Origin of the sequence: Sphingomonas sp. UNC305MFCol5.2, assembly GCF_000712135.1 — a bacterium.
GTDB lineage: Bacteria > Pseudomonadota > Alphaproteobacteria > Sphingomonadales > Sphingomonadaceae > Sphingomonas.
The window spans coordinates 67,720-94,271 of sequence record NZ_JOOE01000003.1; the positions used below are offsets into that span (position 1 = coordinate 67,720).

23 protein-coding genes are annotated in these 26,552 nt (G+C 65.3%); 12 read left to right on the forward strand and 11 right to left on the reverse strand.

Going from position 1 to position 26,552, the window contains the following annotated elements; genetic code table 11:
• The first annotated feature begins 59 nt into the window (after positions 1–59).
• The 5 genes from lgt to BR78_RS0112070 are packed head-to-tail and all read left to right on the forward strand — an operon-like array spanning position 60 to position 4,729.
• Positions 60–944, forward strand: a complete 885-nt coding sequence (gene lgt / locus BR78_RS0112050; protein WP_025560130.1) for a prolipoprotein diacylglyceryl transferase — start codon at positions 60–62, stop codon at positions 942–944.
• Positions 945–961: 17 nt separating this feature from the next.
• Positions 962–2,068: a class I SAM-dependent methyltransferase gene (locus tag BR78_RS0112055; RefSeq protein ID WP_025560129.1), complete on the forward strand. Its 1,107-nt coding sequence runs from the start codon at positions 962–964 to the stop codon at positions 2,066–2,068.
• A complete protein-coding gene (locus BR78_RS0112060; protein ID WP_231478251.1) occupies positions 2,065–2,595 on the forward strand; it encodes a GNAT family N-acetyltransferase in 531 nt (176 codons plus the stop codon). The genes BR78_RS0112055 and BR78_RS0112060 overlap by 4 nt, the downstream gene beginning before the upstream one ends.
• 10 nt (positions 2,596–2,605) lie before the next feature.
• Positions 2,606–3,370, forward strand: coding sequence for a peptidoglycan editing factor PgeF (gene pgeF / locus BR78_RS0112065; protein ID WP_025560127.1), 765 nt, complete (start codon positions 2,606–2,608; stop codon positions 3,368–3,370).
• Positions 3,371–3,421: 51 nt separating this feature from the next.
• The gene (locus tag BR78_RS0112070) at positions 3,422–4,729 is read left to right on the forward strand and encodes a cystathionine gamma-synthase family protein (RefSeq protein WP_025560126.1); all 1,308 of its coding nucleotides are present in this window, start codon (positions 3,422–3,424) and stop codon (positions 4,727–4,729) included.
• A 154-nt stretch (positions 4,730–4,883) separates the two neighbouring features.
• Here the strand turns inward: BR78_RS0112070 and BR78_RS0112075 are convergent, their stop codons facing one another.
• The gene (locus BR78_RS0112075) at positions 4,884–5,900 is read right to left on the reverse strand and encodes an SGNH/GDSL hydrolase family protein (RefSeq protein ID WP_025560125.1); all 1,017 of its coding nucleotides are present in this window, start codon (positions 5,898–5,900) and stop codon (positions 4,884–4,886) included.
• A gap of 52 nt (positions 5,901–5,952) precedes the next feature.
• Here BR78_RS0112075 and BR78_RS0112080 point away from each other — a divergent pair, with 52 nt between their 5' ends.
• Positions 5,953–6,153 carry a hypothetical protein gene (locus BR78_RS0112080; RefSeq protein WP_025560124.1) on the forward strand — a complete coding sequence of 67 codons (201 nt, stop codon included), beginning with the start codon at positions 5,953–5,955 and terminating at the stop codon, positions 6,151–6,153.
• Positions 6,154–6,194: 41 nt separating this feature from the next.
• On the opposite strand, the gene BR78_RS0112085 is transcribed toward BR78_RS0112080, so the two are convergent.
• Entirely contained in the window at positions 6,195–7,757 is a 1,563-nt protein-coding gene (locus BR78_RS0112085) for an MFS transporter (protein WP_029936538.1), read from the reverse strand.
• Positions 7,758–7,870: 113 nt separating this feature from the next.
• Between BR78_RS0112085 and BR78_RS0112090 the strand changes: the two genes are divergently transcribed.
• Together BR78_RS0112090 and BR78_RS0112095 are read left to right on the forward strand one after the other, a co-directional pair.
• Positions 7,871–10,393, forward strand: coding sequence for a glycoside hydrolase family 9 protein (locus BR78_RS0112090; protein WP_025560122.1), 2,523 nt, complete (start codon positions 7,871–7,873; stop codon positions 10,391–10,393).
• Positions 10,394–10,560: 167 nt separating this feature from the next.
• Positions 10,561–12,885, forward strand: a complete 2,325-nt coding sequence (locus tag BR78_RS0112095) for a GH92 family glycosyl hydrolase (protein ID WP_029936539.1) — start codon at positions 10,561–10,563, stop codon at positions 12,883–12,885.
• A 52-nt stretch (positions 12,886–12,937) separates the two neighbouring features.
• Here the strand turns inward: BR78_RS0112095 and BR78_RS0112100 are convergent, their stop codons facing one another.
• Both BR78_RS0112100 and murA read right to left on the reverse strand, forming a co-directional pair.
• Positions 12,938–13,363, reverse strand: coding sequence for a hypothetical protein (locus tag BR78_RS0112100; protein WP_156022309.1), 426 nt, complete (start codon positions 13,361–13,363; stop codon positions 12,938–12,940).
• A 205-nt stretch (positions 13,364–13,568) separates the two neighbouring features.
• Positions 13,569–14,852, reverse strand: a complete 1,284-nt coding sequence (gene murA / locus BR78_RS0112105) for a UDP-N-acetylglucosamine 1-carboxyvinyltransferase (RefSeq protein WP_025587757.1) — start codon at positions 14,850–14,852, stop codon at positions 13,569–13,571.
• 151 nt (positions 14,853–15,003) lie between these two features.
• Here murA and BR78_RS0112110 point away from each other — a divergent pair, with 151 nt between their 5' ends.
• On the forward strand, positions 15,004–15,714 hold the full coding sequence (locus BR78_RS0112110) for a Crp/Fnr family transcriptional regulator (RefSeq protein ID WP_029727524.1): 711 nt from the start codon (positions 15,004–15,006) through the stop codon (positions 15,712–15,714).
• A 49-nt stretch (positions 15,715–15,763) separates the two neighbouring features.
• On the opposite strand, the gene clpS is transcribed toward BR78_RS0112110, so the two are convergent.
• From clpS to BR78_RS0112125, 3 genes are all read right to left on the reverse strand, one after another.
• Positions 15,764–16,099 carry an ATP-dependent Clp protease adapter ClpS gene (clpS, locus tag BR78_RS0112115; protein ID WP_025561253.1) on the reverse strand — a complete coding sequence of 112 codons (336 nt, stop codon included), beginning with the start codon at positions 16,097–16,099 and terminating at the stop codon, positions 15,764–15,766.
• 179 nt (positions 16,100–16,278) lie between these two features.
• The gene (locus BR78_RS0112120) at positions 16,279–17,034 is read right to left on the reverse strand and encodes a phasin family protein (RefSeq protein ID WP_025561252.1); all 756 of its coding nucleotides are present in this window, start codon (positions 17,032–17,034) and stop codon (positions 16,279–16,281) included.
• 116 nt (positions 17,035–17,150) lie between these two features.
• Complete coding sequence (locus BR78_RS0112125; protein ID WP_029936540.1) at positions 17,151–18,884, reverse strand: PHA/PHB synthase family protein; 1,734 nt, start codon at positions 18,882–18,884, stop codon at positions 17,151–17,153.
• A gap of 131 nt (positions 18,885–19,015) precedes the next feature.
• Between BR78_RS0112125 and BR78_RS0112130 the strand changes: the two genes are divergently transcribed.
• Positions 19,016–20,224 carry an LL-diaminopimelate aminotransferase gene (locus BR78_RS0112130; RefSeq protein ID WP_029936541.1) on the forward strand — a complete coding sequence of 403 codons (1,209 nt, stop codon included), beginning with the start codon at positions 19,016–19,018 and terminating at the stop codon, positions 20,222–20,224.
• A 31-nt stretch (positions 20,225–20,255) separates the two neighbouring features.
• Here BR78_RS0112130 and BR78_RS0112135 read toward each other — a convergent pair whose 3' ends face one another.
• Entirely contained in the window at positions 20,256–20,612 is a 357-nt protein-coding gene (locus BR78_RS0112135; protein WP_029936542.1) for a GntR family transcriptional regulator, read from the reverse strand.
• An 18-nt stretch (positions 20,613–20,630) separates the two neighbouring features.
• Positions 20,631–21,227 carry a nitroreductase family protein gene (locus BR78_RS0112140; RefSeq protein WP_029936543.1) on the reverse strand — a complete coding sequence of 199 codons (597 nt, stop codon included), beginning with the start codon at positions 21,225–21,227 and terminating at the stop codon, positions 20,631–20,633.
• Between the two features lie 382 nt (positions 21,228–21,609).
• Here BR78_RS0112140 and BR78_RS0112145 point away from each other — a divergent pair, with 382 nt between their 5' ends.
• Both BR78_RS0112145 and BR78_RS0112150 read left to right on the forward strand, forming a co-directional pair.
• Complete coding sequence (locus tag BR78_RS0112145) at positions 21,610–23,403, forward strand: peptide MFS transporter (RefSeq protein WP_029936544.1); 1,794 nt, start codon at positions 21,610–21,612, stop codon at positions 23,401–23,403.
• Between the two features lies 1 nt (position 23,404).
• Positions 23,405–23,806, forward strand: a complete 402-nt coding sequence (locus BR78_RS0112150; RefSeq protein WP_029936545.1) for a GFA family protein — start codon at positions 23,405–23,407, stop codon at positions 23,804–23,806.
• A 260-nt stretch (positions 23,807–24,066) separates the two neighbouring features.
• On the opposite strand, the gene BR78_RS0112155 is transcribed toward BR78_RS0112150, so the two are convergent.
• Positions 24,067–24,579, reverse strand: a complete 513-nt coding sequence (locus BR78_RS0112155) for an O-acetyl-ADP-ribose deacetylase (protein WP_029936546.1) — start codon at positions 24,577–24,579, stop codon at positions 24,067–24,069.
• Complete coding sequence (gene acs / locus BR78_RS0112160) at positions 24,576–26,519, reverse strand: acetate--CoA ligase (protein WP_029936547.1); 1,944 nt, start codon at positions 26,517–26,519, stop codon at positions 24,576–24,578. Before acs ends, BR78_RS0112155 begins: the two co-directional genes overlap by 4 nt.
• Positions 26,520–26,552: the final 33 nt, after the last annotated feature.

Consider the following 26,552-nt stretch of genomic DNA (forward strand, 5'->3'; position numbering starts at 1 on the left):
TTGGGTTTGCCGCCCGCCTGTTCTATCGCACAGGCACACCAAGCCGGGGATTGATCGACGTGCTGCTCCACCTTCTCGCCGCCGCGAGCGACCATCTCCACTTCAAGGATCTCGGGCTCGATCCGGTCGCGGTCAATCTCGGCTTCTTCCAGATCAAATGGTATTCGCTGGCCTATATCGCCGGCATCCTGATCGGCTGGTGGTACCTGCTCCGGCTGCTCGCCCAGCCGGGAGCGCCGATGGCACGGCGCCACGCCGACGATCTCGTCTTCTACGCCACGCTCGGCATCATCCTCGGCGGGCGGATCGGCTATGTCCTGTTCTACGCGCCTGACATGATCGTGGAATCGCCGCTCCAGGTCTTCCGGCTGTGGGACGGCGGCATGTCCTTCCACGGCGGCGTGATCGGGACGACGATCGCGATCATCCTGCTCGCCCGCCGCCAGGGGCTCGATTGGCTGCGCATTCACGATTATGTCGCCTGCGTCGCGCCGTTCGGACTGTTCTTCGGCCGCCTCGCCAATTTCGTGAACGGCGAACTCTGGGGCAAGCCCACCGATGTTCCCTGGGCGATCGTCTTCCGCAACACGGTACAGACCGGCCTGCCCGAGCCTGCGCGCCATCCGAGCCAGCTCTACGAGGCGGGACTGGAGGGCATCCTGCTCTTCGTCATCCTGTGGTTCTTCTTCTGGCGCACCGACTCGCGCTACCAGCCCGGCAAGCTCGTCGGCATCTTCGTGCTCGGTTATGGCCTGTGCCGCTTCTTCGTCGAATTCTTCCGCGAGCCCGACGCGCAACTCGTCTGGCTGGTCGACGCGACCGGCCTGCACATGGGCCAGTGGCTGTGCATTCCGATGATCGTCGGGGGCATCTATCTGATCGCCACCGCCAATCGCCGCCGCAGGCGCGTCGAGCCGATCGCGGGCTCCGAAAGCGTGGCCTGAGCCATCGCCTCACCGGAATGAACGTGACCGATCCCGATCATCCTCTCGCCGCCACGCCCGGCCAGCGCAGCGACAACGCCGCCGAGCCGGCGCTTGCCGAGCGGCTGGCCCGCGCGATCACGCTCGCCGGGCCGATCCCGCTCTCGCAATTCATGGGATCCGCCAACGCGCATTATTACGCCACCCGCGATCCGCTGGGCGCGCGCGGCGACTTCACCACCGCGCCCGAGATCAGCCAGATGTTCGGTGAGTTGATCGGCCTTTGGCTGGCCGATCTGTGGGACCGCGCCGGGCGCCCCGCCGCGCGCTATGTCGAGCTCGGGCCGGGCCGCGGCACGCTCGCCGCCGATGCGCTGCGCGCGATGGCAAAGGCCGGGCTGACGCCGCCGGTCGACTTCATCGAGACCAGTCCGACACTGCGTGCCGCGCAGGCCGAGCGCGTGCCGGGCGCCGAATGGCATCTGGGCTTCACCGGGCTCGCCGAAGAGGGCCCGCTGCTGATCGTCGCGAACGAATTCTTCGACGCGCTGCCGATCCGCCAGCTCGTCGCTACGAACGAAGGCTGGCGCGAGCGGCTGGTCGCCTGTCAGGACACTCTGTTCCTGCCGATCGCCGGCGACCGCAGCTTCGACATGATCATCCCGCGCGACTTGCTGCAAGCCGCGCCGGGGTCGATCCTCGAGACCTCGCCCGCCAGTGTCGCGGTATTGCGCGGCCTCGCCCAGCGACTCACCACGCAGGGCGGCGCCGCGCTGATCATCGACTATGGCTATGAAGGCCCGGCGATCGGCGACACGCTCCAGGCCGTGCGCGGGCACGCTTATGCCAACCCGTTCGACGAGCCGGGCGAAGCCGATCTCACTGCGCATGTCGATTTCGCGACGCTCAAGGAAGCCGCCGAGACCGAGGGGCTGACCGTCCACGGCCCGGTCACGCAGGGCGCATTTCTCAAGGCTCTCGGCATCGAAGCCCGCACCGAGACGCTTGCCAAGGCCTCGCCCGATCGTGCCGAAGCGCTCGCCATCGACCGCGACCGGCTGACCGGCGACGAGGCGATGGGCGATTTGTTCAAGGTCCTTGCCCTCACTGCCCCGGGCTGGCCCATTCCTGCGGGGTTTGCATGACCGACAAGATGCCTGATCACCCGATATCCTACCGCGACGCCACCCCGGCCGATCTCCCCGCGATCGACGCGCTGTTCCGCGAGAGCTTCACCGCGACCTTCGGCCATCTCTACAGCCCGGAAAATCTCGCGACTTTCCTCGCCAAATTCACGCCCGAAGCGTGGGCGGAGGAATTCGCCACCCCCGGGCTCGCCTTGCGCCTCGCCGAGGACGCCGAAGGGCTGACCGGTTATTGCAAGCTCGGCCCGGTCACTCTCCCCGTGGAACCCGGCCCCGCGCCGATCGAGTTGCGCCAGCTCTATCTGCGCGAGCGCGGCAAGGGCACCGGCGCGGCGCAGGCGCTGATGGACTGGGCGCTTCAGACGGCGCGGGCCCGCGATGCCGCGACCCTGTGGCTGTCGGTCTATATCGAGAATTACCGGGCCAAGCGGTTCTACGAGCGCTACGGCTTCGTCGATCGCGGCCGCTATGTGTTCATGGTCGGCGACCATGAGGACGAGGATCGACTGATGAGCCTCGATCTGTGAGCCCAGATTTATGAATGAGATCGATGTCATTCGCGCCCGCGCGCTCGATGGCGTTTCGCACGGCTTTCTCGGCCGGCGGGGCGGCGTCTCGACCGGCCTGGTAGCCGGGCTCAACGTCGGCACCGGATCGGCCGATGATCCCGACGCAATCGCCGAAAACCGCCGCCGCGCCGGGGAGGCGGTGCTGCCCGGCGGCCGGCTTGTCACCGTCTATCAGGTCCACTCGCCCGACGCCGTCGCGGTGATCGAGCCGTTCGAGGATCGCCTCCGCCCGCGGGCGGACGCGCTCGTCACCGATCGCCCCGGGCTCGCGCTCGGCATCCTCACCGCCGATTGCGCGCCCGTGCTCCTCGCCGATCGCGAAGCCGGCGTCGTCGGCGCCGCGCATGCCGGCTGGAAGGGCGCGATCGGAGGCGTCACCGATTCGACGATCGCATTGATGGAGACTCTCGGCGCCCGGCGCGAACGGATCGCCGCCGCGGTCGGCCCGTGCATCGCTCGCGCCAGCTACGAAGTCGATGCCGGCTTCTTCCGCCGCTTCGCCGAAGAGAATCCCGCCAACGAACGTTTCTTCGCCGACGGCAGACCGGGCCACTACCAGTTCGACCTCGAAGCCTATGTCGCGCACCGCCTCGCCTCGGCCGGCATCCGCACCGTCGAGACGCTCGGGCTCGACACTTATTCGGACGAGAATCGTTTCTACAGCTTCCGTCGGGCGACTCACCGCGGCGAACCCGATTATGGCCGACAGATCGCGATAATTGGTATCAATTGAAACGGCTCTTCGGCTAGGGAACGATCAAACGATACCGATTTGGAGAGCCCGATGACCGACGAAACCGAAGCCGAGCTGACCGGCGCCACCTCGCGCCGCCGTCCCAAGGCGAGCGTCGACAAGGTCGGCGACCGCAAGCTCAAGCCATCGACGATGATGATGGGCCATGGCTATGATCCGGTGCTGTCGGAAGGCTCGCTCAAGCCGCCGATCTTCCTCACCTCGACCTTCGTCTTCCCCAGTGCCGCCGCGGGCAAGCGCCACTTCGAGGGTGTCACCGGCAAGCGGCCGGGCGGGGCCGACGGGCTCGTCTATTCGCGCTTCAACGGCCCCAACCAGGAAATCCTCGAGGATCGCCTCGGCATCTGGGAAGGCGCGGAAGATGCGCTCGCTTTCTCCTCGGGCATGTCGGCGATCGCCACTCTGTTCCTGTCGATGGTCAAGCCTGGGGACACGATCGTCCATTCAGGCCCGCTCTACGCCGCGACCGAGACGCTGATCGCGCGGATCCTCGGTCGTTTCGGCGTTCATTGGCTCGATTTCCCGGCGGGCGCGACCCGTGAGGAAATCGACGCGGTGCTCTCCAAAGCCGCCTCGGGCAATGTCGCTTTGATCTATCTCGAAAGCCCCGCCAACCCGACCAACGCTCTGGTCGACGTCGAGGCGGTCGCCGCCAGCCGCGACGCGATCTTCAAGGGCGCGAAGCCGCCGATCGCGATCGACAATACCTTCCTCGGACCCTTGTGGGCCCAGCCGCTCAGGCAAGGCGCCGACATCGTCGTCTATTCGCTCACCAAATATGCAGGCGGCCATTCGGACCTTGTCGCGGGCGGCGTGCTCGGCTCGAAGGAGCACATCAACACGATCCGGCTGATGCGCAACACGATCGGCACGATCTGCGATCCCAACACTGCGTGGATGCTGCTGCGCAGCCTCGAAACGCTCGAGCTCCGCATGAGCCGCGCCGGCGAGAACGCCGTGAAGGTCTGCGAATTCCTGCGCACGCACCCCAAGGTCGAACATGTCGGCTATCTCGGCTTCCTCGAGGAAGGATCGCGCCAGGCCGACATCTACAAGCGCCACTGCACCGGCGCCGGCTCGACCTTCTCGCTCTATCTGAAGGGCGGCGAGAAGGAGGCGTTCGCGTTCCTCGACGCGCTCAAGATCGCCAAGCTCGCAGTCAGCCTCGGCGGTACCGAGACGCTGGCCAGCCACCCCGCCGGCATGACGCATCTCTCGGTGCCCGAGGCACGCAAACAGGCGCTGGGGATCACCGACAATCTCGTCCGCATCTCGATCGGCGTCGAGGATGCCGACGATCTGATCTCGGACTTCGAGGAAGCGCTGAAGGCAGTCTAGCGTCGGATTCAGCGCGCTTGAATCTGTTCCCCGGCGAAGGCCGGGGCCCAGTTTCGATGGACTTGAGAAGACATCCCGTCCTCGATGGCGACTCGCGACTGGGCCCCGGCCTTCGCCGGGGAACACAAACGCTTCAATGCAGCGGGATAAATTTCTAGTCGGGCCGCGCGATCGCTCTCGCCAGCAACTCGGCCATCGTGCGATGGTCGGTAAGCGACGGATGCCAGTCGCATCCGGTCAGTTCCAGCGCTGGGACCCGCACGGCCTTTGCGCCGGTCGCGGCGGCGACCGCCTCGACATCGGTGAAGAAATTATCCGCGGCCATCAGGAAGATGCGCGCCTGCGGTTGTTGCCCCTTCCGGGCACGGACAAAGGCGACGTACTTCGCCCGATAATCCGCGCGCAGCGCCGCCGCGTCGGCCCAGGCCTCGCCGGGCTTGAGCGGCGTCGAGAAGTCGTTGGTGCCGAGGTTGATGACGATGGTCTGCGGCCGCCATGCGGGATCGGCGGCGGCAGGCGCGGGATCGCCCGGGATCGCGCGATCGTACAGGAAGGGCAGGCTCTCGCCCGGCTTGTGGCCGGCATAGTTGCGCACGATCCCATAGCCCGAATAGGCGATCACGCGATACTCGGCATCCAGCCGCCGCGCCAGCAGCGGCCCGAACGCCTGCTGCGTATCGGTAGTGTCATGGACCTGTGTGCCCGGACATTCGTGCTTGGTCGAGGTGTCGCCATAGCCGACGCTGTGCGAATCGCCGATGAACTCGATCCGGCGCTTTCGCGCGAGTGGCGGCAACGCCGTGCCATTGGTGAAAAAGCCGTAGAAGCTGCTGCTCCCCGACTGGCTTTCGGTCAGCTTCTCGAGGCGAACGACATGCGCGCCTGGCGCAAGTCCGGCGATCTTCACCTCGGTAAGGCCGCGGCTGGTCAATGTCCGGAAGGGCTTGCCGTCGATCTGCACCCGCATGAAATCGCCCCGTGGATCCACACGGACGGTCACGGCGGTGCCCTGAAAGCGCCCCTCGAAATAGACGCCAGGCCACCCGGCACGCATTTCACGCCCCTCGACGGTGACGCGCCCACCCACATGAACCGGCAACATTACCCCTTCGGGTGCCTGCGCGGCGGACAAAGAGAGAGGGGCGAACAGTGCAAGCGCGGCAGTCTTCATCTTGCCACCCTAGGGCGTGGAATACGGCTCGTCAGCCCCGGAACCGCGTGCGATGGGCATCGGGGACGCCCTTCTCGAAGTCCGTGGCCGCCCGTCGACGCCGCTCGAGCAGGCGACCTGGGATCCCCAGGTCAAGGCAGGCAAAGCCTGGTTCGCGCCGATCGTGAGCAAGGAGCGCACCCAGCTCAAGGCGGCATTGATCAAGGCGGCCGAGGGCAAATTGGTCTGCGCCGAGCTGGCAAAGGCGATCTGACGCCTGAGCCCCACAACATACTGGAATTTAATCCAAACCAATCAAGCAATCAGCGGTTCGTCCATCGCCTCGTCGAGCCGGCGCAGATCGCTGCCCCGCGTCTCGCGGCCGAACCACGCCACCAGCCCCAGCGCGATCAGCGTCGGCACCATGATCGCGATCGCGGCCCAGCCCATCGCCGGCACCAGCGCCGTGATCGACAGCAATTGCGCAAGGACCCCGCCCGCCTTGGTGCATGCCGCCACCCAGCCGGTCGCCCGGCCGCGCACGCGCATCGGGAAGCTCTCGGCGGTATAAGGCAACAGGATCGCGATGATCCCGTTTGATCCGACGATCAGCAGCGCCACCGGCAGCACGGGCGATCCGCTGCCGCTCAGCTCTAGCCACATCACACCCACCAGCCCGAGCAAGGTGATGCCGATCACCGTGACGAGCGACCATTTGGTGCTCCATCGGCTGTAGATGAAGGCGCAGACGAACACCGTGGGGAAGGCGATCAACGCCGATGCGGCGAGTAGCTTGCTCGACACCGCGACCGAATAGCCCTTGCTCACCAGATCGGCGGGAAGCCAGAGCAATAGCCCGAAATTGATCAGCCCCCAGGCGAGAGCGGCAATCGACAGCGCGGTAAGCTTGCCGATCAGCTTGGCGCCGGTGAGCGGCACATGCGCCTTCGCGCCCGACTCCGCCGCCTTGGGCGCCGCCACTTTCTTCACGGTCGAGCCGAACCGCGCCATCACCGCCGCGGCCTCGGCGCGACGACCGCGCGCGAGCAGGAACTTGGCCGATTCGGGAATGAACACCCCAAGCAGGACCAGCAGCAGCCCGGTCGGCAGGTTGAGCAGCCACAATATCCGCCATCCGAAGATCGGCTGGAGCAATGCCGATGCGCCGCTCGCCGCGAAATAACCGCCGACCGCGCCGAGCCCGCCGACCAGCACGAGGCTCCAGCCGCGATGCTTGCTCGGCATCATCTCGGCGAGCAGCGCGTAGGTGACCGGCAGCATGCCGCCGGCGGCCGCGCCCATCATGAAGCACATGCCGATATTCCACGCGAGGCTGGGCATCGCGCCGCAGATCGACGTGCCGACGAACATCACCGCCGAAAGCAGGATCGAGGCTTTCCGCCCATAGATGTCGGCGAGCACGCCCCACACCACCGATCCGGTCACCGTGCCCAGCAATGCGAAGAAGGGCACAAGCGACACGGTCGCTTTGGGCACGCCATATTCCATGATCATGCCCGGCACGGTGAACCCCAATGCCGCGGGCTTCATGATGTCGATGATCAATGCGACGACCAGCACCGCCATCAGCCCCCAATGCGCCGGGCTCAGATGCGCGTCCTCGGGCGCCGCGATCTCGAAGCTTTCGCTCGCCGCGCGGTGCGCGGCGACGTCACGCGGAAGCAGGCCGTACGCGGCGACGAGGCAGCCGATGATGATCAGCCCCATGCCGGCGACCATGTCCCAGCCCATCGCCATGCCGGCGAGCATGAAGTGCATGTCGCGGCCCATCATGAACATGGGCACGTGCATCAGCACCCCCGCGGTGACCGCCGCGCAGCCGAGCACGAAGATCCAGGCACCGCGCCGATCGGACAAGACACTGCTCAACTGCACCACCGCACCCCCGAAGTCTTCCCCCGCCCCTTTTGTCTGTGTTAACGCTAACTTCACCAAGCGCCCGGGCAAATCCGGGCATAGAGGAGAGCGACGTGAAGGGCAAAATCGGGCGCCGGCTGTTAAGTGTGTTTCTTCTGGCGAGCGCGGCGGCGCTGGCGCCCCCGATTGCCGCACAAGAGAATATCCGCCTCGACGAGGCCGGCTATTTCGAGGAGCGCGGCGTCAACGTCCTCGTTTTCTCCAACTGGTATGACGGCCTGTTCGCCGATTCGAAGATCAGCGGCGTCGAGATCGTCCAGCAGGGCGAGCGCACCGCGACCAACGGCGATGTCCGCCTCTCCGCCACCCCCGGCCAATGGGACCCGATCGGCCGGATGGTGAAACGCGACGTCGATACGAAGACCGGCACGATCGAGGCGCTGCTCGAATATCCCGAATACAAGTTCCAGTACCGCATCCGCGCCGAGCGTAGGGCGGACGGCGTGCATGTCGCGGTGATCCTCGACCAGCCCTTGCCCGCCGCGCTCGCCGGCAAGGCGGGGTTCAACCTCGAATTCCTGCCCCCGGCCTATTTCCACAAGAGCTTCCTCGCCGACGGCAGGCCCGGCGCCTTCCCGCTCTACCCTGCAGGCGACATGATCGCCGGCGGCGAACGCAACGCCGCGAGCGGACGCGACATCGGCCCCGGCGCCGAACCGCTGCCGATGGCCTCAGGCAAGACCTTGGTATTCGCCCCCGAGGATCCCGCACGCCGCGTCACGGTCCGCGCCGACACCGGCAGCCTCGAACTGTTCGACGGCCGCAACCAGGCGCAGAACGGCTGGTTCGTGCTGCGCAGCCTGCTGCCGGCAGGCAAGACCGGCCGCGTCGTCGAATGGACGCTCAGCCCCAACAGCGTTCCCGGCTGGCTGCGCGATCCGGTGATCGGCCATTCGCAGCTCGGCTACACGCCCGCGCAGGCCAAGACCGCGGTGATCGAGCTCGACGCCAATGCGAAGTCCGCGGGCCCGGCGCGGCTGCTCCGCATCGACGCGACCGGCAACACCACGGTCGCGCTGTCCGCCACGCCCAAAGTCTGGGGTAAATATCTGCGCTACAATTACCTGACCTTCGATTTCAGCAGCGTTCGCCAGCCCGGCCTCTACAGCCTCGAATATGCCGGCAAGCGCACCGCCAGCTTCCGCATCGATCCCGCCATCTACGCCGACGCGTGGCATCCGAGCCTCGACGTCTATCTGCCCGTCCAGATGGATCACATGCTGGTCAACGAGGCCTATCGCGTCTGGCACGGCGACAGCCACCGCGACGATGCGCGGCAAGCCCCGACCGACCACGAGCATGTCGATCTCTACGCCCAAGGTCCCACCACCGACACGAAGTATAAGCCCGGCGAGCACATCCCCGGCCTCAATGTCGGCGGCTGGCTCGACGCGGGCGATTTCGACATCCGCACCCAGACCCAATATGCCGTCGTCCGCACGCTCGTCGGCATCTGGGAGGACCATAAGCCCAGCCGCGACCAGACCCTCGTCGATCAGGACCTCCGCCGCGTCGAGATGCACGTTCCCGATGGCAAACCCGACATCCTCCAGCAGATCGAGCACGGCGTGCGCTATCTCGCCTCGATGTACGACGCGGTCGGCTATGCGGTGCACGGCGTGGTGGAGCCCGATGTCGCGCAATATACCCATCTCGGCGACGCCGCCTCGAAGACCGACGGGCTGGTCTACGATGCCAGTCTCAAATTCGGCGAGCGCAAGGGCGATCGCAGCGGCACCCCCGACGATCGCTGGGTATTCACCAGCAAGTCGAGCGCACTCAATTACGGCTCTGCGGCGGCATTGGCCGCATCGAGCCGCGCGCTGCGCGGGTACGATGACGCGCTCGCCGACAAGGCGCTGAAGATCGCGCGCCAAGTCTGGGCCGAGGAGCATGGCCGCGCCCCCAACACGTTCAGCCACGGCAACACCACCGGCGGCTGGCTGCCCGGCGAGGAGTTCACTGCCGCGGTCGAGCTGCTTGCGACGACGAAGGACCCGCAATATGCCGCGCGGATCGCGGCGCTCTGGCCCGAGATCACGCCGCGCTTCGGCCTATATGCCGAGACGGCGTTGCAGGCGCTCCCGTTCATGGACGCGGCCTATCGCGGCAATGTCGAGGCCGCGGTGCGCAAGCTCAAGGCGAGCAGCACGCCCTTTACCGGCGCCAATCCCTATGGCGTGCCGATCACCACCGGCGGCTGGGCGGGCAATGGCGCGGTGATCCAGACCGGCCTCACCGATTATGCGATCCACAAGGCCTTTCCCGCGCTGAGCGACGGCCAGGGCGTGTTCCGCGCGCTCGATTATCTCCACGGCACGCATCCGGGATCGGACATCTCGTTCGTGTCGGGCGTCGGCACCCGATCGAAGGAAGTCGCCTACGGCAACAACCGCGCCGACTTCTCGTTCATCGCCGGCGGCGTCGTTCCCGGCGCCTTGATCCTCAAGCCCGATTTCCCCGAGAACAGCGAGAATTGGCCGTTCTTTTGGGGCGAGAACGAATATGTCGTGAACATGAGCCCCAGCTATATCGCGCTGGTGCAGGCCGCGATCGACTTGTCGGGCAGGAACTGAAAACCAAAACGTCACCCCGGCCTTGTGCCGGGGTCCACCGTGCGGCGGCGGCTGGACAAGCGGCTCCAGCTTCTCCGCAAGGGGCGCAGTGGACCCCGGCACAAGGCCGGGGTGACGGCCTCGTAAACGGTTGGCACTGTCATCGGGCCATGCTTTAACCCCGCGCCATGCCCAGTAGCTTTCGTCGCGCCTTTGCCGCGCTCGCCGCTTTGTCGCTCACGACGTCTCCCCTCATCGCCCAGACCACGTACGAAAGCGTCGATCCGTTCATCGGCACCGGCGGCGAAGGCCATACCTTCCCCGGCGCCGTCGCGCCGTTCGGGATGGTCCAGCTGAGCCCCGACACCGACACCGGCTGCGTCATCCGCGAATGCTACGGCCACGCCGCGGGCTATCGCCATGACGACCCGACGATCCAGGGCTTCTCGCACACCCATTTCTCGGGCGCCGGCCATTCGGATCTCGGCGATTTCCTCGTCATGCCCGCCGCCGGCGAGAGCGTGCCGCTCGAACCGGGCGACCCGAAGACCCCCGGCTCGGGCTATCGCTCGCGCTTCAGCCACGACACCGAGACCGCGCAGCCGGGCTATTACGGCGTCACCCTCGCCGATTCGGGCATCCGCGCCGAGATGACCGCGGGCATTCGCGTCGGCGTCCATCGCTACGCCTTTCCGGCCGGCGCCCCCGCGCATCTGATCCTCGATCTGCGCAGCGCGCTCTACAATTATCCGGGCAAGACGCTCTGGTCGTCGATCCGCATCCGCCCCGACGGCACCATCACGGGCATGCGCGAGACCCGCGGCTGGGCGCCGGCCCGGAAACTGTTCTTCGCGATGCGCCCCTCGGCGCCGCTGGCCGGCCACGCCTTCCTCAACCGGGAGGAGAAGATCGAGTATAAGGGCTTCCAGGGGCCGGGCCGCGGGCGCGACGATGTCGATCAGCTAGCGGGCCGCGCGCTGGTCGCCCGGCTCGATTTCGGCAAGCTCGACAAGCCGCTCGAATTGAAGGTCGCGATCTCCAGCGTCGACGAAGACAATGCGATCGCCAATCTCGACACCGAGCGCGGCGATTTCGATGCCGTCCGCGCCAAGACCCGGACCGCATGGGAGCAGGCGCTCGGCGCGATCGAGATCGAGGCGCCCGCCGCGACGAAGACGATGGTATCGACCGCGCTCTATCACGCGCTGATGGCGCCGAGCATCTTCTCGGATGCCGACGGCCGTTATCGCGGTCCCGACGATCGGGTCCACAAGGCCGACGGCTTCACTTTCCACTCGACCTTCTCGCTCTGGGATACGTTCCGCGCCGAGCATCCCCTGCTGCTGCTCGTCCAGCCCGAGCGCCGCAATGCCGACTTCGTCCAGTCGCTGCTCGCCAGCCAGAAGGAGAGTCCGTTCGGCATCCTCCCGGTCTGGCAATTCCATGGCCGCGAGACGTGGACGATGATCGGCTATCATGCCGTGCCGGTGATCGCCGACGCGTATCTCAAGGGCGTGCGCGGCTTCGATGCGAACGCCGCGCTCGACGCGATGGTCAAGAGCGCGAGCTATGGCCCCTATGGCGGACTCGATCACTATATGAAGCTCGGCTACGTCCCCATCGACAAGGAGCCCGAAGCCGCCTCCAAGACCGTCGAATATGCCTATGACGACTGGACCATCGCCCGCATGGCCCGCGCGCTCGGCAAGGACGACGTCGCCGCCGCCTTCGAGAAGCGTTCGGCCAACTGGCGCAACAGCTTCGACGCGAAGACCGGCTTTCTCCGCGCCCGCAAGGCCGATGGCAGCTTCCGCACCCCCTTCGATCCCACCGCGATCAACTACGGATCGGATTATACCGAGGGCAACGCCTGGCAATATTCGTGGTTCGTCCCCCACGACCAGGCGGCGATGTTCGCCCTGCTCGGCGGCGACAAGGCTGCAGTCAAGAAGCTCGACGCGATGTTCGACTTCGACAATTCGAAGATCGACTACAGTCATGCCGAGGACATTGCCGGGCTGATCGGCCAGTACATCCACGGCAACGAGCCCAGCCACCACGTCGCCTATCTCTACAATTTCACCGGCCAGCCCTGGCGGACACAGGAGCGGCTGCAGCAGATCGTCGAGAGCCAGTACAAGACCGGCCCCGAAGGCCTTTCGGGCAATGACGATCTCGGCCAGATGTCATCGTGGCTCGTCTTCACGTCGCTCGGCTTCTATCCCGTCGCGCCCGGATCGAACCAATATGTGCTCGGCCGCCCCTTCGTGAACCGCGCCGCGCTGACCCTGCCCAACGGCAAGCGCTTCACGGTGCTCGCGGAAGGTCTGTCGGACGCCAATCGCTATGTCGGCAAGGTCATGCTCAACGGCAAAACGCTGGACCGCAGCTATATCACGCACGATGAACTCACCGCCGGCGGCGAGTTGCGCTTCACGATGCAGGCCCGGCCCAACAAGAGCCGGGCTACTTCTCGCGCGGCACGCCCCTTCTCGACGAGCACCACGCGTTAGGCTGGAGGACGCGAGAATGTCCGCCAATGTGGTTGGCGGCCGTCCCGCGCCGTCAGTGCGCCGGCTTGCCCGACACGATCGCGTCGAATTTGGCCTTGGGCATGTTGATCAGCAGCCCCTTGTTGTTCTTGGCGAGCGACGCGAATTCGACTTCGATCCTGCCGCCCGGGCTGGCAACTACCGCGAAGCCCATGCCGACTCTCTCGATCGAGCCGATCACGACGCCCTTCGAATCGCGCACTTCGCTGCCCGGCGTGACATCCTCCGGGCTTACGGGGACGGGGCGTAGCGATCTGGTCGGACCCGCGGCGCGGCCGGCGACGTCGTTTTGCATCCGGTTGAAGTCGGTGACGCGATCGTCCGGGCCGTGCATTTCGGGCGGCGGCGGGGGCGGCGGCGGGGCGGGATTACCGGACACCTGGGCATGCGCTGCACCCGCAAGTGTCAACGCGGCAGCTATCGCTGCCAATTCGAGCATGCGCATTTCAGCCCCCTCTTCTTTTCGAGGCATGGTATCGCTAACAACCGCCTGCTTGCAATGTAGGATTTCGTCTGCTTGGTCCGCGGTGTCCGACTTATGCCCGGCCGCTCTTTGACTCGTCCGCAACTTGCCTCCTTCTCGCGAAACAATGTTGCGAGATGCGCGACGTTTCCGTGAAAAGAGTCAAATTAAGCGGAACGACTCAGCCGTCGCCGGCGCGCTCGATATCGGCGCCGACGGCCTGAAGCTTCTCCTCGAGCCGCTCGTAACCGCGATCGAGGTGATAGACGCGGTTGACCTGAGTCTCGCCCTCGGCGGCGAGGCCGGCGAGGATCAAGCTCATCGATGCGCGCAGATCGGTCGCCATCACTTGCGCGCCGACCAGCCTGTCGACGCCGCGAACGACGGCGGTGCGTCCGCGCACTTCGATATTCGCCCCCATCCGCGCCAGCTCCGGCACGTGCATGTAGCGATTCTCGAAGATCGTCTCGGTGAGCACGCTGGCGCCGTCGGCCTTGCACAGCATCGCCATGAACTGCGCCTGCATGTCGGTGGCGAAGCCCGGGAACGGCGCGGTCGACAGGGTCAGCGGCTTGATGCCCGTAGGCGCCGCCACGCGGATCGAATCGCGCTTCTCCTCGACGGTCACACCGGCCTCGACCAGCGCGTCGAGCGTCGCGCGCATGTCGCCCGCGGCCGCGCCCACCAGTTCGAGATCGCCGCCGGTGATCGCCGCGGCGCAGGCATAGCTTCCCGCCTCGATGCGATCGGGCATCACGGCATAGGTCGCGCCGTGCAGGCGGTCGACACCTTCGATCGTCAGCGTCTCGCTATGGATCCCGTCGATCCGCGCGCCCATCGCGACGAGCAGGTTGCACAGATCGACGATCTCGGGCTCGCGCGCGGCATTTTCGAGCACGGTAGTGCCCCGCGCCGTCGCCGCCGCCATCAGCGCGTTCTCGGTCGCACCCACCGACACCACCGGGAAGCGGAAGCGCCCGCCCGCGATCCGTCCACCCGGCGCGCTGGCCTTCACATAGCCCGCCGCGACTTCGATCTCGGCGCCCATCGCCTGCAGCGCCTTGAGGTGCAGATCGATCGGACGGTTGCCGATCGCGCAGCCGCCGGGCAGCGACACCGTCGCTTCGCCCGCGCGGCCGAGCAACGGTCCCAGCACGAGGATCGACGCGCGCATCTTCCGGACGATGTCGTAGGGCGCGACCGTCGAGGTCAGCCGTCCGGCACGCGCGGTCATCACCCGGCCGAAATCGTTGGGACGGGTCCCCTCGATCGCCGTAGAGGCGCCCAGCTCATTCAGTAGATGTCCGAAGCTGTCGACGTCCGCGAGGCGTGGCAGGTTTCGCAGCGTGAGGGGCTCATCGGTCAGCAATGCGCAGGGCATCAGCGTGAGCGCGGCGTTTTTCGCGCCCGAAATGGCGATTTTGCCGGAAAGGCGGTTCCCGCCGCGGATGAGAATACGGTCCATGTCCGAGCTTCTAGTCGCTCATGGCGCACGCGCAAGCGCGGCAGTCCGTGAAACCGATTGATCGACTTTAATGCGTTGATTTCACGGCACTGCTTTGGACATCGGGTGGGGGGAATTCAAAAGCGTGTCGGGTAGTTGTTTCGCGGATGTGCTGAGTGGACTCGTCGACCTCACCGAAGGCGAACGGGAGGCGCTCGACAAACTGGAGGATCGCCAGCGGAATGTGCGCCGCGGGGCGGTGCTGCTGCGTGAGAAAGAGGCGAGCAACGAGCTCTTCATCCTCCGCAAGGGGCTGATGATGAGCTATGTGCTGCTCGCCGACGGCAGCAGGCAGATCCTGCGCTTCCTGTTCCCCGGTGACATGCTCGGCGTTTCGAGCGCGGTCTATCAGGAGGCATCCGAGACATTGGCGGCGCTTTCCGATTGCGTCGTCTCGCCGTTCGACCGCGCCGCCTTGTCCGGGATCATGCGCGATCACCCACGGCTCTCGGCGTTGATCCTCGTTTATTGCCAGATCGAACGCGTCGCGCTGACCGACCGGCTCGCCGCTCTCGGCCGGACCAGCGCCAAGGTGCGCGTCGCCGCGTTGCTGCTCGAGCTGCGCAACCGCCTGCGCGCGACCGACACGAGCATCGCCAATGTCTTCGCGCTCGGGCTGACGCAGGAGGAAATCGGCGACGCCACCGGGCTCACCGCAGTCCACGTCAACCGCATGCTCCGCCAGATCGAGGAGGATGGCCTGATCAGTCGCGAAGCCGGACGCGTCACGCTGATCGATGAGCGCGCGCTCGCACGCGCCGCCAATTACGTCGATCGTTATCAGGGGCTGGATTTGAGCTGGCTGCCCGCGCCGCGCAGCTGAGCCCGCTGCGCCGGAGAACGTAGGTGCATCTAACTCGAGAATGCTCCGGTCACGCTTTCTCCAGCGTGCACTGGAGCGGGTGCTGGTTCTGCCGGGCGAAGTCGATAACCTGGCTGACCTTGGTTTCGGCGACTTCGTAGCTGAACACGCCGCATACGCCGACGCCGCGCTGATGGACGTGGAGCATCACGCGCGTCGCCTCCTCCATGTTCATCCGGAAGAAGCGCTGCAGGCACAGCACGACGAACTCCATCGGCGTGTAATCGTCGTTGAGCATCAGCACGCGGTACGGCGTCGGCTTCTTGGTCCGCGTGCGCGTGCGCGTCGCGAGCCCGACCGACGGATCGCGCGTGCTCGTGTCGTCGTCGTCGCCGTTCTCGGCCATCTGGATCATGAATTTTTCGGGGTCGGCCATGTTGCAGTGAAAATATGGGTTAGCCGCAGCAGAGGCAAGGCCGGTGCTGCGCCGTTAATCTTCAAAAAATCCGGCGCTCGGCGCAAAAGAAAGGGGCGACCGCCTTTCGGCAGCCGCCCCATCTACGCGTTTACTGGAGCGCGAAGCGCTCAGGCAGCAGTCTTGACCTTCTCGGCCGCAACCGCGAAGCGGCTCGAAATCGGCTGCGCGGCGTCGCCGGCGAGCTTGAGCACGGCTTCGGTGTTCTTCGAGGCTTCGGCGACATACGAGTCGAACGCGCCACGAACGAAGTCGCTCTGCAGCTTGAAGAATTCGGTCGGCGACTTGACGCTCGCGAACGACTTCAGCGCGGCGGTCGCGCTCTCGAACGACTTGCGGCCATATTCGGCGGCGTCCTGACCGAGGGTCTCGAGGCCCTTGGCTGCGATGCGGCCCGACTCGACGACGGCTTCGAGGTTGCCCTTGGCGAACTCATTGGCCTCCTCGACGAGCTTGGTCGACTTCTCGACGGCAGCCTTGGTGCGATCGTTGAAGTCGGCGAACAAGGCCTGGGCCTTGGCGGTGTTGGTTTCGAAATTGGTAGCCATGGTGATGGTTTCCTTGAAGATGGGTTCCGCGACCGTCTCGGTGACGATCTCGGCTTCGTTGACGGTTTCCGCGGCGGCGGCTTCAGCCTGCTCTGCCGCGATTTCGACGGTCTCGACTACTTCCTGCGACGCTGCTTCCACGGCCGGGACCGGCTCGGGCGCGATCACCGGGGCAATTGCCTCGGCAACAACGACCGGCACGGGCTTCTCAACCTTGGCTGCGACAGCTTGAGCCTTGGGCGCGGCCGGCTTGTTGGCGCGCGCCGCGGGCTTCGGAGCGGCGGGCTTTGCCGGCGCTTTCGGTCCCTTGGTGGCCATGCGAATCGTCCCCTGACTATTGCTGCAATGCAGCATGTAAGGGCTTGTTGCGTGCGATGCAATAGCGATTTTGTGCACTGCACAATAAAGACGTTTACGTTACGGAATGAAGGCTTTTAGCGTGTCCGGACATAGCTCCCGGGCGCATTCTCGATCGCTTTGAGCTTGCCCTTTCCGGGCACACGTGCGCCTTTTGCATCCACCTTGGCGGCGTCGACGCTTTCGATCCATTCCACCCAATCCGGCCACCAGCTCCCCTTGGTTTCCCGGGCGCCCGCCATGAATTCGGCGAGCGTCTCGACCTTTTGGTCGTTGATCCAATATTGGTATTTGCCCGCCGCCGGCGGATTCACCACGCCGGCGATATGCCCCGATCCCGCCAGCACGAACTTGAGCGGGCCCTTGAAGTGATGGGTGATCTTCCAGACGCTTGCCGCAGGCGCGATATGATCCTCGCGGCCGGCCTGGACATAAGTCGGCGTCGTTACTTTGTTCAGATCGACCGGCGTGCCCTCGATCGATAGCAGCCCCGGCACCGCCAATTTGTTGTCGCGGTAAAGATCCGTGAGATAGCTCAGATGCCAGGCCGAGGGCAGGTTGGTGACGTCCGAATTCCAGTGGAGCAGATCGAACGGCACATAGTCCTGCCCCATCAGGTAATTGTTGGTGACATAGTTCCAGATCAGGTCGCGCCCGCGCAGCAGGTTGAAGGTCGCCGCCATATAGCGCCCGTCGAGAAACCCTTCCGCGCCCAGGCTCTTGATCAGGGCGAGCTGGTCGTCGTCGACGAACATCGTCAAATCGCCGGCTTCGGAAAAATCGACCTGCGCCGTGAAGAAGGTCGCGCTCTTGACCTTCTCCGCCTCGCCCCGCGCGGCCAGCACCGCGAGCGTCGCGGCCAGCGTCGTCCCCGCCACGCAATAGCCGATCGCGTGCACGCCCTTGACGCCAAGGAGATCGCGCACCGTATCGATCGCGTCGATCTGACCGCGCTCGACATAGTCGTCCCAGACCACGTCCTTCATGCTCGCGTCCGCTGACTTCCACGAGACGACGAAAACGGTCAGCCCCTGCTCCACTGCCCAGCGGATGAAGCTCTTCTCGGGCGTCAGATCGAGGATGTAGAAACGGTTGATCCAGGGCGGGAAGATGATCAGCGGCGTCTCATGGACCTGTTTGGTCACCGGGGCGTACTGGATCAGCTCGTAGAGCGGCGTGCGCTTGACCACCTTGCCCGGCGTCATCGCCAGGTTCTTGCCCAGCTCGAACGCGCCTTCGGCGGTCTGCGTCATCTGCCCTTTGGCGATGTCCGACAGCATGTTCTGCAGGCCCTTGAGCAGGCTCTCACCCTTGGTCTCGACGATCTTCTCGAGCACCTGCGGATTGGTCGCAGGGAAATTGGTCGGGCTCACCGCGTCGATGAAGCCTCTGGTCGCGAAGCGGATCTGCTCCTTTTGCTTCGGATCCACGCCTTCCAGAGCATCGACGCCCTTCAGCATGTGATCGGCGATCACGAAATAGCTCTGGCGCAGGAAATCGAACACCGGCTCTTCGCGCCATTGCGGCGCCTTGAAGCGCTTGTCGCGCGCCTGTTCGGGCGTCTCCTCGAACGGCGCTGCGTGCTCGGGATCGAGGAAGCGCTGCCACAATTGCATCGTGTCGGCCCAGAAATTGGCGCTCGCGCGCATCTGCGCAGCCGGATCGAACATCGCGCCGATCGCCGGGGCGGCGGGCACCTGCTCCATCAGGTCGATGCCGTGTTCGAGCATCATCTGCTGCGCCTTGCCCAGCACCCACGTCCAGTGCTGGAGGTCCTCGAGGTTCGGAAGCGGAGTCGTGGTATCGGCCATGCGTTCCTCTCCAGCGGCGAGTACGGACCCTTTAGCGCCGACAAGCCAAGACGTCATTCCCGCATCGCACGGAATGGCGTAGGAACGCTCCACGGCGCAATGCAGCGCCCAAATTCGAGAGAGAAGTGGAAATGTCCGAAGAGTTCTACCGCATCAAGCGGCTGCCGCCCTACGTCATCGCCGAAGTGAACGGCATGCGGGCAGCGGCGCGTGCGGCAGGCGAGGACATCATCGATCTCGGCATGGGCAATCCCGATCTGCCGCCACCCGACCATGTCATCGAAAAGCTCTGCGAAGTCGCGCGCAAGCCCGATGCGCACGGTTATTCGCAGTCCAAGGGCATTCCCGGGCTGCGCCGCGCCCAGGCGAATTATTACGGCCGCCGCTTCGGCGTCGAAGTCGATCCCGAGACCGAGGTGGTCGTCACGATGGGATCGAAAGAGGGACTCGCAAGCCTCGCGACCGCGATCACCGCGCCGGGCGACGTGATCCTCGCGCCCAATCCCTCCTATCCGATCCACACCTTCGGCTTCATCATCGCCGGAGCGACGATCCGCGCGGTGCCGACCACGCCGGACGAGCATTATTTCGAGAGCCTCGAGCGCGCGATGAACTTCACCGTGCCGCGTCCGTCGATCCTCGTGGTGAATTATCCGTCGAACCCGACCGCGGAGACGGTCGACCTCGCTTTCTACGAAAGGCTGGTTGCCTGGGCGAGGGAGAACAAGGTCTGGATCATCTCCGACCTCGCTTATTCCGAGCTCTATTATGACGGCAATCCGACCGTCTCGATCCTGCAGGTCAAGGGCGCCAAGGACGTCGCGATCGAGTTCACTTCGCTCAGCAAGACCTATTCGATGGCCGGCTGGCGGATCGGCTTCGCAGTCGGCAACCGCGAACTGATCGCGGCGATGACGCGCGTGAAATCCTATCTCGATTACGGCGCCTTCACCCCGGTCCAGGCGGCGGCCTGCGCCGCGCTCAACGGCCCGCAGGACATCGTCGAGAAGAACCGCCAGCTCTATCACAAGCGTCGCGACGTGCTGGTCGAGAGCTTCGGCCGCGCCGGTTGGGACATACCGAGCCCACGCGCCTCGATGTTCGCCTGGGCGCCGCTGCCCCCGGCGCTCGCGCATCTGGGGAGCCTAGAATTCTCGAAGCAATTGCTCAGCCACGCCAAGGTCGCGGTCGCGCCCGGCGTCGGCTACGGGGAGAATGGCGAGGGCTTCGTCCGCATCGCGATGGTCGAGAACGAGCAGCGCCTGCGTCAGGCGGCGCGCAACGTGCGGAAATATCTGCAGTCGATGGGGGTCAACACGCCCAGCGCCAACGCGGGCTGATCCGTCGCTCGGGGCGGGTTCGCCCGTCCCGTCAGGCGATCTCGCGGTCGAGCAACTCGTTCACATCCAGCCCGAGCAAAGCGATGTGATCGCGCACCCGCGGCCAATGCCCCTTCAGGAAACGCTCGCGCTCGGCGACACGGAGCCGCTCGACTGCGCCGGGCAGCACGAACATACCCACGCCGCGGCGCACCTCGACATAGTCGTCGTCCTGGAAGCTTTGATAGGCCTTGGCGACGGTCAGTGGATTGGCGCCATGCTCGGCGGCGAGCGCGCGGACCGAGGGAAGCTGATCCCCCGCGCGATATTCGCCGCGCAGGATCGCCGCGGCGATGCTGGCGCGGAGCTTGAGGTAAACGGGTGAGTCGTCGTGCTCGAGCGCTGTCATGCTGGCATAATACACTAATTAGCGATCGGGTCCATACCCGGGATTCCACTGGTGTACGATTTCGGACAGTTCACCGCGCGGCCGCTCCTCCAGATCGCGCCCCGGCGTGCCGATGAAGACGAATCCGACGATTCGCTGCGGCGCTTCGCCGAACAGATCGCGCACCTTGTCCGAATAGGCTGCCCAACCGGTCAGCCACCCGCCGACGAATCCGCAAGCATGCGCCGCGTGCAGCAGGTTCATGCACGCCGCCCCCGCCGACAGCTCCTGCTCCCATAAGGGAATCTTGTGTCCGTGCACCGGCGCGGAGAGCACGACGACCAAGGCCGGCGCCTGCGTCACGAATTGCGCCGTAGCTTCCTCGTCGCGCACCGTGCAGTCTGGCTTTTCCGTGCGCTGGATCTCGATCAGCCGTTCCACCAGGGCCGGCCGGGCCGCGTCGGGAACGATCACGAACCGCCACGGCGCGAGCTTGCCGTGATCGGGGGTCCGCGCCGCGATCGCCACCATCTCGCGCAGTTGTTGGGGGCTCGGCCCCGGCGCCACCATGTCGCGCGGCTTGCCCGAACGGCGGGTCTGGAGAAGCGAAAGCGGGGTCGAGAGGTCGTTGAACATGGGGCGCATCTAGGTACCGATCCGCAGCGCGCCAACGGTGATTCGGATCATTCCCGACCTTCTTCGTCATCTCCGCGAAAGCGGGGATGACGCAGTATGGATAGGGCTTAATTTGACTCATTTGGTGGAAACGCAATCAATCACGTAACTTTCTTTCGTTTGCGCCGCGGATTATGAGCGGCATCCACAGAGTCAAAGAGCGACCGAGTTATCGGCCCGCCGAGGCAAGCAGACGAAATCCTACATTGCAAGCGCCCCGGTCTTCCGCGGCGGAACCGGCTGCGCCGAGCGCCGCGCTTTACACCCGCGCCATTCGCTCTAGTCTGGCCGCCCATGCGCCGGGCAAGTCCCGGAAACCGATATAAAAAGGTCGAATTCCCGCATGGTCGAAACCCCCACCGCCGATAGTCCGGCAGAACCCGATATCAGCCACGTAAATCCCGCCGCGGAGAAGACGTGGTTCGGGCACCCGCGCCAGCTGGCGCGCATGTTCAGCACCGAGATGTGGGAGCGCTTCGGCTTCTACGGCATGCGCGCGCTGCTGACGCTCTATCTAACCCAGCATTTCATGTTCGGCGACCGCGAGGCGACGGGCATCTATGGCGGCTTCACGGCCCTCGTCTATCTGACTCCGCTGGTCGGCGGCTATCTCGCCGACCAGTTCCTCGGATCGAAACGCGCAGTGAAGTTCGGTGCGATCGTCATGTCGCTCGGCTATCTGATCCTGTGCTTCGGCGGCCCGACTGCGCGACCGCATGCCCAGATCGACGGCCAGCGCTACGAAGTGTCGATCGGGAAATCGGGCGACCGCGAGGTCCGCTACGTCGTCGACGGCACGCGTAAACTCGAGATCAAGGGCAATGACGACGGCTCGGTCGACCTGCTCGAAAACGGCGCGTCGGTGCGCAAGGTCGCCAAGGGCGGCTTCGAATCCGACGCCGATCGCAGCCCCTTCTACGTGATGATCATGCTGATCGGCCTGTCGATGGTCTGCAGCGGCAACGGCTTCTTCAAGCCCAACATCTCGACAATGGTCGGCGAATTGTACGAAGTCGGCGACCGACGACGCGATGCCGGCTTCACGATCTTCTACATGGGCATCAACATCGGCTCGCTCTTCTCGCAGATCCTCTGCCCGTGGCTCGCCGTGGCATTCGACTGGTGGGCGGGCTTCGGCCTCGCCGCGATCGGCATGATGATCTCGTGGGCGCTGATCCAGTTCAACGGAAACACGCTGGCCGGCTATGGCGAGCCGCCCGCACGGCCGGAGGTCGAGCGGCAGCAATGGTTCATCTATGCCGGCGCGCTGCTGATCGTGCCGGTTTTCTACTTCCTCTATGTCAACCTGATGAACTCGCCCGAGCCCGCGCCGGGTTCCGGCATCGTCGGCTATGTCGCCTCGCTGCCGCTGATGGGCAAGTTCCTGTTCGGCACCTTCCTGCTCTCGGTCCCCGGCATCCTGATCTGGTCGTTCGTCGCGGGCAGCCGCCAGGAATTCCAGATGATGCTCGCGGCGATGACGCTGATCGTCTTCAACGTCGTGTTCTGGACTCTGTTCGAGCAGGCTGGCTCGTCGCTCACCTTGTTCGCCGATCGCAACACCGATCTATCGGTATTCGGATTGTTCAGCATCACCGCGGGCCAGACGCAGTTCTTCAACGCCGCTTTCATCGTGCTGCTCGCGCCGTTCATGTCGATTATGTGGACCGCATTGGCGAAGCGCGGGCTCGAGCCTTCGATCCCGGTCAAGTTCGGGATCGCGCTGATCAGCGTGGCGGTCGGCTTCTTTCTGCTGGTATGGGGCGCCACTTATGCCGATGCGGGTTTCCGTGTCGGGATATGGTGGCTCGCGGGCCTTTATTTCGTCCACAGCTTCGCCGAGCTCTGCATCTCGCCAGTGGGCCTCTCGATGGTCACCAAGCTGTCGATCGCGCGCGTGGTCGGGCTGATGATGGGGGTATGGTTCCTGTCGATCTCCGTGGCGCAATATTTCGCGGGCATGATCGCGCAGATCGCCAGCGTCGATACCGTCGGCGGGCAGGTGACCAACCTCAAGGTGAGCCTCGACACCTATGTCGGCGTGTTCACGCTGATATCGTATTGGGCGATCGGGCTGGGCGTGCTCCTGCTGCTGCTCAGCTGGCCGCTCAAGAAATGGATGCACGGAGTCAAATAGGATGGGGACCGCTGAAGGCGGCTGCCGGTGCGGCGCGGTGCGATACCGCGTCACCGGCGAGCCTGCCGCCACTTCGCACTGCCATTGCAGCGACTGCCGCCGCATGACCGGCGCGCCGACGCTCGCCTGGGCGATCTTTCCCGAGGACAAGGTCGAGATCGTCGCGGGCGAGCCGGCGATCCACGAGACGTCGTCCGGCGTCGAATGGGGCTTCTGCGCGCGCTGCGGCAGCACTCTCACCTATCGCCGCGCGAGCCGCCCGGGGCTGTACGACGTGACCACCGCCACGCTCGACGATCCGGAACTATTTCCGCCGCAAAAGGAGATCTGGACCGGCGAGCGGCTGTCATGGATCCGCTCGAACCCCGAAGTCCCGCACTTCCCGAGGACCGGGGCGAGCTAGATACGAAAAGGGAGAACGTCACCGCTCCCCCTGTTTCTTCGGGCAGTCGAATGCCGTTTTTCAGGCAGCGTTACGGCGCTGCGCAATGAAGAGCGCGATCAGCGAGAACGTCGGGCGATCCTTTGTGAAAGCCCGTGCCGCAATGCAACATAGGACAGCTCTGGTTTGCGGCGGTGTTTCCGGCAAATGCAATGTTCCCGGTAGTGAGTTGCAATAGTTGCAATAGTTGCAATAGTCGCTCGTGCGAGAGGACTCGACGATCAACCCAGAGCGCGTTCGTACACGGCGGTGACATCCGGGCCGAAGGTCGCGAAGACGACCTTCAGGTCGAGATCCGTCGCCGTCGCGACGCGAGCCTCACGCACGGCTATCTCGGTCGCGGCCTCGACCGGATAGCGGTAGACGCCCGTGCTGATGGCAGGAAAGGCGATGCTGCGAATACCGTTCTCGGCGGCGATGGTGAAGCAGCGGCGATAGCAACTCGCCAGCAGTTCCGGCTCGCCGCGATCACCTCCTTGCCAGACAGGACCGACCGTGTGGATCACGTGGCGCGCGGGCAAGCAATAACCGCCCGTCAGCTTGGCATCGCCGGTTTTGCAACCCCCAAGCGCGCGAAGCTTGCGGCATTCCTCGAGCAAACGGGGACCGGCGGCGCGATGGATCGCGCCATCGACACCACCGCCGCCGAGCAGCGAGCTGTTCGCCGCATTGACGATCGCATCGACCGCCAGCGTCGTGATGTCCACCTGAATCGCGCGCAGCCGGTCGCTCACGCCGAAACCCGGTTCGCCACCAGATCGTCGACTACCGCCGGATCGGCGAGCGTGCTGGTATCGCCCAGGCTGGAAACCTCTCCCTCGGCAATCTTCCGCAGGATCCGCCGCATGATTTTGCCTGAGCGCGTCTTGGGCAGCCCCGGCGCGAACTGGAGCGCATCGGGCGTCGCGATCGGCCCGATCTCCGTGCGCACCCAGTTGCGCAGCTCGGTCCGCAGCTCGTCGCTCGCGGTCTCGCCCGCATTGAGCGTCACATAGGCATAAATGCCCTGCCCCTTGATGTCGTGCGGCATGCCGACCACTGCCGCTTCGGCGACCTTTGGGTGCAGCACCAGCGCGCTCTCCACCTCGGCGGTGCCCATGCGGTGACCAGAGACGTTGATCACGTCGTCGACCCGCCCGGTGATCCAGTAATAGCCGTCCTCGTCGCGGCGACAGCCGTCGCCGGTGAAATATTTGCCGCGATAGGTGGTGAAATAGGTCTGGAAGAAGCGCTCCTGATCGCCCCACACGGTGCGCATCTGCCCCGGCCAGCTCCGCGCGATGCAGAGATTCCCTTCGGTCGCCCCGTGTAGCACATTGCCCTCCGCATCGACGATCTGCGGATCGATCCCCGGCAGCGGCAAGGTTGCCGAACCAGGTTTGAGCGCAGTGGCGCCGGGCAGCGGCGTGATCATCTGCCCGCCGGTCTCGGTCTGCCACCAGGTATCGACGATGGGGCAGCGCCCTTCGCCGACCACCTCGTGATACCAACGCCATGCCTCGGGATTGATCGGCTCGCCCACCGTGCCGAGCAGCGTGAGCGATTTGCGCGAGGTCTTCGTCACATAATCGTCGCCCTCGCGCATCAGCGCGCGCAGCGCGGTCGGCGCGGTGTAGAGAATCTCGACCTGGTGCCGGTCCACGACCTGCCAGATGCGCGAGGCATCGGGCCAGTTGGGCACGCCTTCGAACATCAGGGTCGTCGCGCCGTTGGCGAGCGGCCCGTAGACGATATAGCTGTGCCCTGTGACCCAGCCGATATCGGCAGCGCACCAATAAACCTGCCCCGGCCGGTAATCGAAGACGAGCTCGTGCGTGTAACTTGCCCAGAGCAGGTAGCCCGCGCTGCTGTGGAGCACGCCCTTGGGCTTGCCGGTCGAGCCCGAGGTATAGAGGATGAACAGCGGATCCTCGGCGCCCATCGGCTCGGCCGGGCATTCCGCGGAAACCCGCGCCGCGGCCTCGTGATACCAGACGTCGCGGCCCGGCTGCATCGCCACGTCGCCGCCGGTTGCCTTGACGACGATCACTTTCTCCATCGACCGGGCATGCGCCTGCGCCGCATCGACATTGGCCTTGAGCGGCACTCGCTTGCCGCCGCGGCGGCCTTCGTCGGCCGTGATCACGACCTTGCTGTCGCAATCGGTGATCCGCCCCGCCAGCGCTTCCGGAGAAAATCCGCCGAACACCACCGAATGGATCGCGCCGATCCGCGCGCAGGCGAGCAATGCGAACGCCGCTTCGGGAATCATCGGCATGTAGATGGTGACACGGTCGCCCTTCTGGACGCCCTCGGCCTTCAGCACATTCGCGAAGCGGCAGACCTCTTCGTATAGCTGGAGATACGTGTATCGCCGCGGCGCTTCCGAGGGATCGTCGGGTTCCCAAAGGATCGCCACTGCATTGCCGCGGCTGGCGAGATGCCGGTCGACGCAGTTCGCCGCAACGTTCAACTTGCCGTCGGCGAACCAGCTGATGTGGAAATCCTCCTCGTCGAACGACCAGTCGCCAGCGATCTCAGGGCGCTTCACCCAATCGAGCCGCTTCGCCTGCTCGAGCCAGAAGCTTCCCGGATCGGCGAGGCTGCGGCCGTACAGCTTCGCATATCCCTCCGCATCGACGCGCGCCTTGCGCGCCCATTCTTCGGTTACGGGGTACAGGCTGTCGCTCGTCAAGGGGCCGCTCCTGGCTGATTGTTCGACCCTCCT

Coding starts and splice junctions, on each gene's coding strand:
- BR78_RS0112140 (WP_029936543.1), bottom strand. CDS start 21,227: ATGTTCAACGACCTCTCGACCCCGCTTTCGCTTCTCCAGACCCGCCGT.
- BR78_RS0112130 (WP_029936541.1), top strand. CDS start 19,016: ATGTCCGAAGAGTTCTACCGCATCAAGCGGCTGCCGCCCTACGTCATC.
- BR78_RS0112075 (WP_025560125.1), bottom strand. CDS start 5,900: ATGAAGACTGCCGCGCTTGCACTGTTCGCCCCTCTCTCTTTGTCCGCC.
- BR78_RS0112120 (WP_025561252.1), bottom strand. CDS start 17,034: ATGGCCACCAAGGGACCGAAAGCGCCGGCAAAGCCCGCCGCTCCGAAG.
- BR78_RS0112100 (WP_156022309.1), bottom strand. CDS start 13,363: ATGCTCGAATTGGCAGCGATAGCTGCCGCGTTGACACTTGCGGGTGCA.
- BR78_RS0112060 (WP_231478251.1), top strand. CDS start 2,065: ATGACCGACAAGATGCCTGATCACCCGATATCCTACCGCGACGCCACC.
- BR78_RS0112095 (WP_029936539.1), top strand. CDS start 10,561: ATGCCCAGTAGCTTTCGTCGCGCCTTTGCCGCGCTCGCCGCTTTGTCG.
- clpS (WP_025561253.1), bottom strand. CDS start 16,099: ATGGCCGAGAACGGCGACGACGACGACACGAGCACGCGCGATCCGTCG.
- BR78_RS0112150 (WP_029936545.1), top strand. CDS start 23,405: ATGGGGACCGCTGAAGGCGGCTGCCGGTGCGGCGCGGTGCGATACCGC.
- BR78_RS0112080 (WP_025560124.1), top strand. CDS start 5,953: ATGGGCATCGGGGACGCCCTTCTCGAAGTCCGTGGCCGCCCGTCGACG.
- murA (WP_025587757.1), bottom strand. CDS start 14,852: ATGGACCGTATTCTCATCCGCGGCGGGAACCGCCTTTCCGGCAAAATC.
- BR78_RS0112145 (WP_029936544.1), top strand. CDS start 21,610: ATGGTCGAAACCCCCACCGCCGATAGTCCGGCAGAACCCGATATCAGC.
- BR78_RS0112055 (WP_025560129.1), top strand. CDS start 962: ATGAACGTGACCGATCCCGATCATCCTCTCGCCGCCACGCCCGGCCAG.
- BR78_RS0112070 (WP_025560126.1), top strand. CDS start 3,422: ATGACCGACGAAACCGAAGCCGAGCTGACCGGCGCCACCTCGCGCCGC.
- BR78_RS0112125 (WP_029936540.1), bottom strand. CDS start 18,884: ATGGCCGATACCACGACTCCGCTTCCGAACCTCGAGGACCTCCAGCAC.
- BR78_RS0112135 (WP_029936542.1), bottom strand. CDS start 20,612: ATGACAGCGCTCGAGCACGACGACTCACCCGTTTACCTCAAGCTCCGC.
- pgeF (WP_025560127.1), top strand. CDS start 2,606: ATGAATGAGATCGATGTCATTCGCGCCCGCGCGCTCGATGGCGTTTCG.